The sequence below is a fragment of the Pseudomonas sp. genome (assembly GCF_026224925.1).
Classification (GTDB): domain Bacteria; phylum Pseudomonadota; class Gammaproteobacteria; order Pseudomonadales; family Pseudomonadaceae; genus Aquipseudomonas.
Genome location: NZ_JAMFRV010000664.1, coordinates 1 through 7013 on the forward strand (window position 1 = coordinate 1; position 7013 = coordinate 7013).

Below are 7013 nucleotides of genomic sequence, written 5' to 3' on the forward strand. Positions count from 1 at the left end.
AATGCGTCGAGGGCGGCGAAGGGTTCGTCCATCAGCAGAATCTTTGGCTGCATCGCCAGCGCACGGGCAATTGCCACCCGCGCTTTCATGCCCCCGGACAAGGTGTGCGGATATGCATCAGCAAAGGCACTGAGGCCGACTTTTTCCAGGTAATAACGCGCCCGCTCTTCGGCTTCGCGACGCTTCAATGTGCGTGACGCCAGCAAGGGAAACATGACGTTCTGGATCACGGTTTTCCAGGGCGGCAACTGGTCGAATTCCTGAAACACCACGATCCGATCCGGACCTGGTTCAGTGACCTGAACGCCGGCCAGGCGAATCTGCCCTTCGCTGGGCTGGATAAATCCGGCCACGGCTTTGAGCAGCGTCGACTTGCCGCAACCTGAGGGACCGAGCAAAACGAAGCGGTCGGCCGGATCGATTTCAAAACTCACTTGGTGAGTCGCCCGCACCACCCGTTCAGGGGTCCGGTATTCCAGGCTTACGCCTTGGACTTGCAGCAAGGCTTCAGCGGCGGGCTGATTGACCTGCGGCGAGATCGAGCTTTCGCTAGCCGTGTGGCTTTGCAAAACAGCATTCATGAAACGGCTCCTCCAATCAGAACGGCGCATCACCTTGGATGGTGGTGCGCAACAGCTTGCGGCGCAGTTCAGGCGGGCAACCGGCGGCAAGGTGGATCAGCGAACGGTTGTCCCAGAACACCAGATCATGGGGCTGCCATTGGTGGCGATAGACATGCTCGGGGCGCACGCTGTGGGCGTAGAGCTGGTCCAGCAATGCACGGCTTTCGTCGTCTGGCAGGCCAACGATGCGCGTGGTGAAGCCTTCGCTGACAAACAATGCTTTACGGCCGGTTTCAGGGTGCGTACGGACCACCGGATGAGTGACTTCGGCGACCTGCGCAAGTTGCTCGGCGGTCAATGTCGGGCGCCAGCTGGCGGCGTTTTTGCCCTCGCTGTAGCGCGCGGTATAGGAGTGCACCGCAGAGCGACCTTCAACGGCATCGCGAAGCGCTTGCGGGAGGGTGTCCCAGGCAAGGTGCAAGTTGGCGAACAGCGTGTCGCCGCCCTCACTTGGCAGCTCTTGCGCGTGGAGCATCGAGCCCAGGCTTGGCAGCTCTTTGTACGAAAGGTCTGAATGCCAGTATTTGCCTGCATCGCCCAAGCCCACCGGCTGACCGTTCTCGACGATATTCGAGACGATCAATATTTCCGGATGATTGGCCAGCAGGAACTGCTTGAGCACATGGATTTGCAGGATGCCAAAGCGTCGGCTGAAATCGATCTGTTGTTGCGGCGTGATCTGCTGATTTCGGAAAACCACAACGTGGTAATCCAGATGCGCTTGGTGCACGCGGGCAAAGTCAGCGTCGTTGAGCGGTGTGGATAAGTCCAGACCAACAATTTCAGCACCGACTTTCCCTTCGAAGGGGCGAACGTCGAATACTTGGCTGGCTGTGTTTACGGCGACAGAAGATGGGGAGGCTGCTGGCATGAGAACTCCGACTCCAAATGTATAGGCAATTTAGAGGCGAACTTTATAGGTATAAGAAACTTAATTTAAATACCGTTAGCGCATATGGATAGCACTGGAAACGCTAGCGGCTTTAAACACTGTAGGAGCGCGCTTGCCCGCGATGGATCGCGAAGCGATCCCAAAATGCTGGACTCGGGTTTAACAGGGAACATGAAATGTACGATTTACGACTGCTGCACAGCCGGTCGCAGGCAAGCGCGCTTACCAGGTCAGATGCATGCCAGGCACAAACAAAAACGCCGACGCTAATGAAAGCCGCCGGCGTAAAAACGTTAACGCTTGGATTCGTATCAGAACGCCGGCAATACCGCGCCATCGTACTTCTTGGCAATGAACGCTTTGACTTCAGGGCTGGTCAGCGCCTTGGCCAACTTCTGAATCGCAACACTGTTCTGATTGTCAGGGCGGGCCACGAGGAAGTTCACGTATGGCGAATCAGCACCTTCAAGAATCAACGCATCCTTTTTAGGGCTGAGCTTGGCTTCCAACGCGTAGTTAGTGTTGATCAAGTCCAGGTCAACCTGATCCAAAGCCCGCGGCAGCAATGCCGATTCCAGCTCGCGGAATTTCAGGTGCTTAGGGTTAGTCGCGATGTCTTTCGGTGTTGCCAATGCACTGGTTGGATCTTTCAGAGTGATCAAACCACCTTTCTGCAACAGCAGCAGTGCACGACCGGCGTTGCTGCCTTCGTTAGGAATGGCAACCGTGGCACCGTCTGGCAGGTCAGCCAGGCTTTTGTATTTTTTCGAGTAGCCACCGAACGGTTCAACGTGGACGCCGATGACCGTTACCAAGTTAGCTTTCTTACCGGTGTTGAAGCCGTCCAGATAAGGTTTGGTTTCGAAGTAGTTAGCGTCCAGACGTTTTTCGAAAACTTGTACGTTCGGCTGAACGTAGTCACTGAACACTTTGATTTCCAGGTCTACGCCTTCTTTGGCCAGCGCAGGCTTGATCAGCTCAAGGATCTCGGCATGCGGAACAGCTGTAGCGCCAACAACCAGTTTTTCACCGGCGTGGGCCAGGCCGATCGAAAGTGCTGCCGCCAGAGCGGTCATTAACAACGTCTTTTTCATGCAGAGTCCTTAGCGATAATCGCGGTCATCATGGGTGACGGCGTGTAGGTAGATTTGCCACCGACTTGGGTAGAACCTGCAAATCGGCGGCGTGGAGCGGACATTACCGACATTTGTTATTCCATGACAATAATTTTTAAAGCGCTGGTTATGCTTTTTAGTGCTGAGAGCGGCAAAGCGCCACTAGTCGGATTGAACAGACCCGTCTAGCCCGGCGTTTGCGCAAGACGTCGACTCAGTTGCTCGACTAATCTTTGTAATTCAGCAAGTTGACCTGGATCAGCGCGAGTAAGCAGCTGTTCTGCCTGGCGGTTGATTTGACTGATAGGGTCAGCAACGTCAGGCAGGTTGAGGTGCTCGGGAAGAATTTCATCGCCGCTGCTCACCAGCAATGCAAAGTGAATGACATTTTCCAGTTCGCGGGTGTTGCCTGGCCAGTTGTGCCATTCGAGCACTTGCTGCGCCGCCTCGCTGATCAATGGCACCGGCAAACTCAATCGTTGGCTGTAGATGCCCAAAAAATATTCCGCCAACGACAAAATATCGCCCACCCTTTCGCGTAACGCGGGCAACTCCAGGCTGCCTTCGCTCAGGTAATGGAAAAGCCGCTCGTTGAATTTCCCAGCCGCCACGGCTTGCGTCAAATCAAGGCTGGTCGCCGCCACCAGACGCACGTCTACCGGGCTCGGTTGTTGAGCGCCGACGCGGGTCACTTCATGATTTTCCAGCGCAGCCAGCAGTTTGGTCTGAATGGGCAACGGTAAATCGCCAATTTCATCCAGGTACAAGGTGCCACCGTTGGCCGATCCAAACCAGCCAGCACGGCTGCTGGCCAAACTGTTATGGGCGCTGGCGGTGTAACCGAACAGCTCGGCATCGGCGTAAGTTGGGCTAATAGCGCCGCAATTGACCGAGACAAACAGCCCGGTCCGGTCACTGGCGCGGTGAATGTGCCGGGCCAGCAGTTCTTTGCCGCTGCCGCTCTCGCCGCGGATCAATACCGGCAACGTACGGGGCGCCAGATGCTCGAGTTCTTCGCGCAGTTGGCGCGAGCGCGGGTCAACAAAGACCAACGCTTTGGCGCGAATACTCAGCGGGCTTTTTTCCGCATCGGGAAAGGTCAGCAAGGGCTGACCAAAGGTTTCGTGAGGGCTCATGGCGAAACTCCCGCCTGAGTCCTTGCGGACGCTCAAGCGTTAAAAATAGACAGTAGGGTCAAGTGACCCAACGAGGCATGTGATTCAAGCGCGGCGTAGGGTGTGCTGTTCCATGCGATTCTGCAGGCGATACAGGTGCGCAAAACCCTGCTCCCAACGCTGGTGCCCGGACTTCACATTGATGTGCCCGGCGCCGCTGAGGATTCCTACTTCAGCGCCCCAACCCAGCGCCAGTTCCAATGCGCGCTCAGTGCTGACCGCAGAATCGTTGTCCGAGCTGATCACTTGGGTCGGGAACGGCATTAAATGCTTGGGAATCGGCGCGAAGTTGCGTAAAGAGGGCGAACAATTTGGACGCTCTACATCTGCTGGCGCTACCAGCAACGCGCCGCGGACCTGCTGCAGCGACTGCCGTGGCGCGAGTTCGGCCCAATGTGCAACGGTGATGCAACCCAAGCTATGAGCGATGAGAATCACCGGCGTGCTGTCAGCGGCAATCGCGCGCTGCAATTCACCCACCCAGTCTTCGCGGCGCGGTTTGAGCCAGTCGGCCTGTTCCACACGAAAGCTATTGGGCAAGCTGTTCTGCCAGTGCGTCTGCCAGTGGTCGTCTGGCGACCCTTGCCAGCCCGGCACTATCAGGTAGCGGATCGACTCGTTACGCATGGGGTGCGTCTCCTGCATCTTTGCGTTCAAGTGCAAAGTATAGAGACGCGACATATATTCGTTAAGGAATAAGAAGCTATTTATTAAGATCCAAAACGAATATGCATTCTGTAATAGCGAGCTTGTCTCGGATTTCAAAGGACAGTTCAATCTCTGTCAACCTACATTGACAGCGCACGATACCGCACCAATAGTATGATAACCTTCGAGCTATTGATGACTTCCGGGAGGTAAATCATGGGGACCGTGCGTAAAACTATCACCGTGACCGACCAGCAAGATGGTTGGATTAAAGCGCAGATTGACGCTGGTAATTACACCAATGACAGCGAATACATACGCGATCTGATTCGCCGTGAGCAAGAGCGTAGCGCCGAACTTGAATTTATACGCGCTGCGCTGATCGAGGGTGAGACCAGCGGAGAGCCTCGCTCATTCGACTCCGACAAATTCAAGCAGAGAATGTTAAACACGCATGGTTGAATATCGTCTGACACCTGCCGCCGAACATGATCTTGAAGCTATCTGGACATATACCGTTCAACAGTGGGATTCAAAGCAAGCGAATCGCTACACAGACATCATTACAGCGGCCTTTTCGGAATTGGCGCAGGCGCCCAAGATGGCCCAAGCTTGTGATTATATTCGACCCGGTTATCGTCGCCTCAGCGTTGAGCGGCACATGATTTACTTTCGCATCACTGCTTATGGAATTGTGATCGTTCGTATCTTGCACGATCGAATGGATCCGCCGCGTTACCTGTGATTGCTGCGCCAAGGCGCGATTGCGGGAAATGGGAATTTACTGCACGCCAAACAAAAAGAAGGCCGCCCCCTGCCTAAGGGGCGACCCACAAAACTTTCAAACCAATCCTATCCATACTCTGTTACAGAAAAACTACTTGGCGGTGATCACCGACAATTTTGTAATCCCGGCCTTTTCAATGGAGGCCATGGCGCGCGCCACTTCGCCGTAGTTCACGCCGTCGTCGGCCTGCAGTTGCACGCGTACGTCCGGGTCTTTGGCTTTGGCGCTTTCGAGGTTGCTCTTCAGCAAGTCCGGCTGGATTTCATCCTTGTTGATGAACAGCTTGCCCTTCCCGTCGATGCTCACCACCAGCGGGTCTTTCTTTTCCGCAGGTGCTACCGCTTCAGTCTTCGGCAGGTTGATCGGGATCGAGTTGGTCAGCAGCGGTGCAGTGACGATGAACACCACCAGCAGCACCAGCATCACGTCCACCAGAGGTGTGACGTTAATCTCGCTCAGCACCTCATCAGAGTCTTGTGTGGAGAACGCCATATCAGGACGCCTCCTTCACTTTATGCGCAGGTGCTGCAACCGAGGACTTGTTCGCCGTTGGATGGATCAGCACCCGGAATGAACTCTTCTGCGCCAGGCTGTAGAAGTCATGGGCAAAGTCGTCAAGGTCGGCCGCTGTCAGTTTCAGGCGACGCAGGAAGTAGTTGTAAACCAGCACCGCCGGTACCGCGACGGCAATACCCACGCCAGTCGCGACTAACGCCGCACCAATGGGACCGGCTACCGTTTCCAGGCTCGCCGAGCCCGCTGCGCTGATGCCCTTGAGCGCTGACATGATTCCCCATACGGTACCGAACAGGCCAATGAACGGCGAGGTGCTGCCAACACTGGCGAGAACTGCCAGGCCCGTTTCCAGGGATCGGCGTTCACGGACGATCTGTTGACGCAGGGACCGCTCCAAACGGTCTTGGTGATTGATCGATTGGCTCAAATCTGCGGTGTGCGGCGTCTCGCCAACCTGGATCGCGGCGTAACCCGCCAGCGCAACACGAGCAGCGGCACCGGGCTGGGTGGTGGCTAACTCTGCTGCGGCATCAAGGCTGGAAGCCGCCCAGAATTTCTTGTGAAATTTTCGGTCCTGGGCCTTTAGGCGAGTGAATTGCACGCCCTTGAGCAAAGCCAGGCCCCAGGTAGCGACGGAGAAAAGCACTAGCAGCCAGATGACCGCGTGTTCAATGGAATCGAAAGGAGATGTCAATAAGTTCATGGCGTGGGCTCTCTTGCTTAGGCATTAGGGTCTGCTAGCGGTCGGTGGGTTATTTGATTTTGAAATCGATAGGAACGCTGACCCAGCCGTCCTGTGCGACATCGCCCTGCTTGGCCGGGACAAAGCTCCAACGCTTGACGGCGGCAATTGCCGATTCGTCGAGCTGGTCGTGGCCGCTGGTTTTCTGAACCTGGATTTCGCCCGGTTTGCCGCTGGCCAATACGTGGACGCGCAGTAGAACGGTTCCCTCCCAGCCTCGGCGCATGGCCAGCGCCGGGTATTCCGGAGCTGGGTTGTGCAAGTAACCGGCACCCGCGGATGGAGGCGTCAACGGTTTAGGTGCAGGCGGCGCTGGAGGTGCTGGCGCGGCAACCGGTTGCGCAGGTGCAGGCGGCGCTGGGGGCTGCTCAATTGGCTTCGCAACAGGTTTTGGCACCGGCTTAACGACCGGTTTGGGCTTGGGCGGTTTAGGCGGTGGCGGTGGCTTAACGGCCAGTTCATCCTCCACCGGCGGTGGTGGCTCTACGACAGGCTGCGGCGTGGGCGGCGGCGGC

The 7013-nt window shown here is 56.3% G+C and carries 10 protein-coding genes; 2 read left to right on the forward strand and 8 right to left on the reverse strand.

The genetic code is table 11. The features are described 5' to 3' along the window. The 5 genes from M0974_RS27590 to M0974_RS27610 form a co-directional block, all read right to left on the reverse strand. Window positions 1-581, reverse strand: a 581-nt coding sequence (locus M0974_RS27590; RefSeq protein WP_297844675.1) for an ABC transporter ATP-binding protein, incomplete at its 3' end; no start/stop codon positions are given. A gap of 16 nt (window positions 582-597) precedes the next feature. Beyond that, entirely contained in the window at window positions 598-1494 is an 897-nt protein-coding gene (locus M0974_RS27595; RefSeq protein ID WP_297844678.1) for a TauD/TfdA family dioxygenase, read from the reverse strand. A gap of 332 nt (window positions 1495-1826) precedes the next feature. Continuing rightward, on the reverse strand, window positions 1827-2609 hold the full coding sequence (locus M0974_RS27600; protein WP_297844680.1) for a MetQ/NlpA family ABC transporter substrate-binding protein: 783 nt from the start codon (window positions 2607-2609) through the stop codon (window positions 1827-1829). A gap of 206 nt (window positions 2610-2815) precedes the next feature. Further along, the gene (locus M0974_RS27605; protein ID WP_297844683.1) at window positions 2816-3766 is read right to left on the reverse strand and encodes a sigma 54-interacting transcriptional regulator; all 951 of its coding nucleotides are present in this window, start codon (window positions 3764-3766) and stop codon (window positions 2816-2818) included. An 84-nt stretch (window positions 3767-3850) separates the two neighbouring features. Then, window positions 3851-4432 (reverse strand): alpha/beta hydrolase, encoded by a 582-nt coding sequence (locus tag M0974_RS27610; RefSeq protein WP_297844686.1) that lies wholly within the window; start codon window positions 4430-4432, stop codon window positions 3851-3853. A gap of 237 nt (window positions 4433-4669) precedes the next feature. On the opposite strand from M0974_RS27610, the gene M0974_RS27615 reads away from it, so the two are divergent. Both M0974_RS27615 and M0974_RS27620 read left to right on the forward strand, forming a co-directional pair. After that, complete coding sequence (locus M0974_RS27615) at window positions 4670-4915, forward strand: type II toxin-antitoxin system ParD family antitoxin (protein WP_297844688.1); 246 nt, start codon at window positions 4670-4672, stop codon at window positions 4913-4915. Then, window positions 4908-5198: a type II toxin-antitoxin system RelE/ParE family toxin gene (locus M0974_RS27620; protein ID WP_297844691.1), complete on the forward strand. Its 291-nt coding sequence runs from the start codon at window positions 4908-4910 to the stop codon at window positions 5196-5198. The genes M0974_RS27615 and M0974_RS27620 overlap by 8 nt, the downstream gene beginning before the upstream one ends. 132 nt (window positions 5199-5330) lie before the next feature. Here M0974_RS27620 and M0974_RS27625 read toward each other — a convergent pair whose 3' ends face one another. The 3 genes from M0974_RS27625 to M0974_RS27635 form a co-directional block, all read right to left on the reverse strand. Further along, the gene (locus M0974_RS27625) at window positions 5331-5732 is read right to left on the reverse strand and encodes a biopolymer transporter ExbD (protein WP_297844694.1); all 402 of its coding nucleotides are present in this window, start codon (window positions 5730-5732) and stop codon (window positions 5331-5333) included. A 1-nt stretch (window position 5733) separates the two neighbouring features. Then, window positions 5734-6459 carry a MotA/TolQ/ExbB proton channel family protein gene (locus M0974_RS27630; protein WP_297844698.1) on the reverse strand — a complete coding sequence of 242 codons (726 nt, stop codon included), beginning with the start codon at window positions 6457-6459 and terminating at the stop codon, window positions 5734-5736. A gap of 49 nt (window positions 6460-6508) precedes the next feature. Continuing rightward, window positions 6509-7013: energy transducer TonB (locus M0974_RS27635; protein ID WP_297844700.1), on the reverse strand; the 505-nt coding region annotated here is incomplete at its 5' end.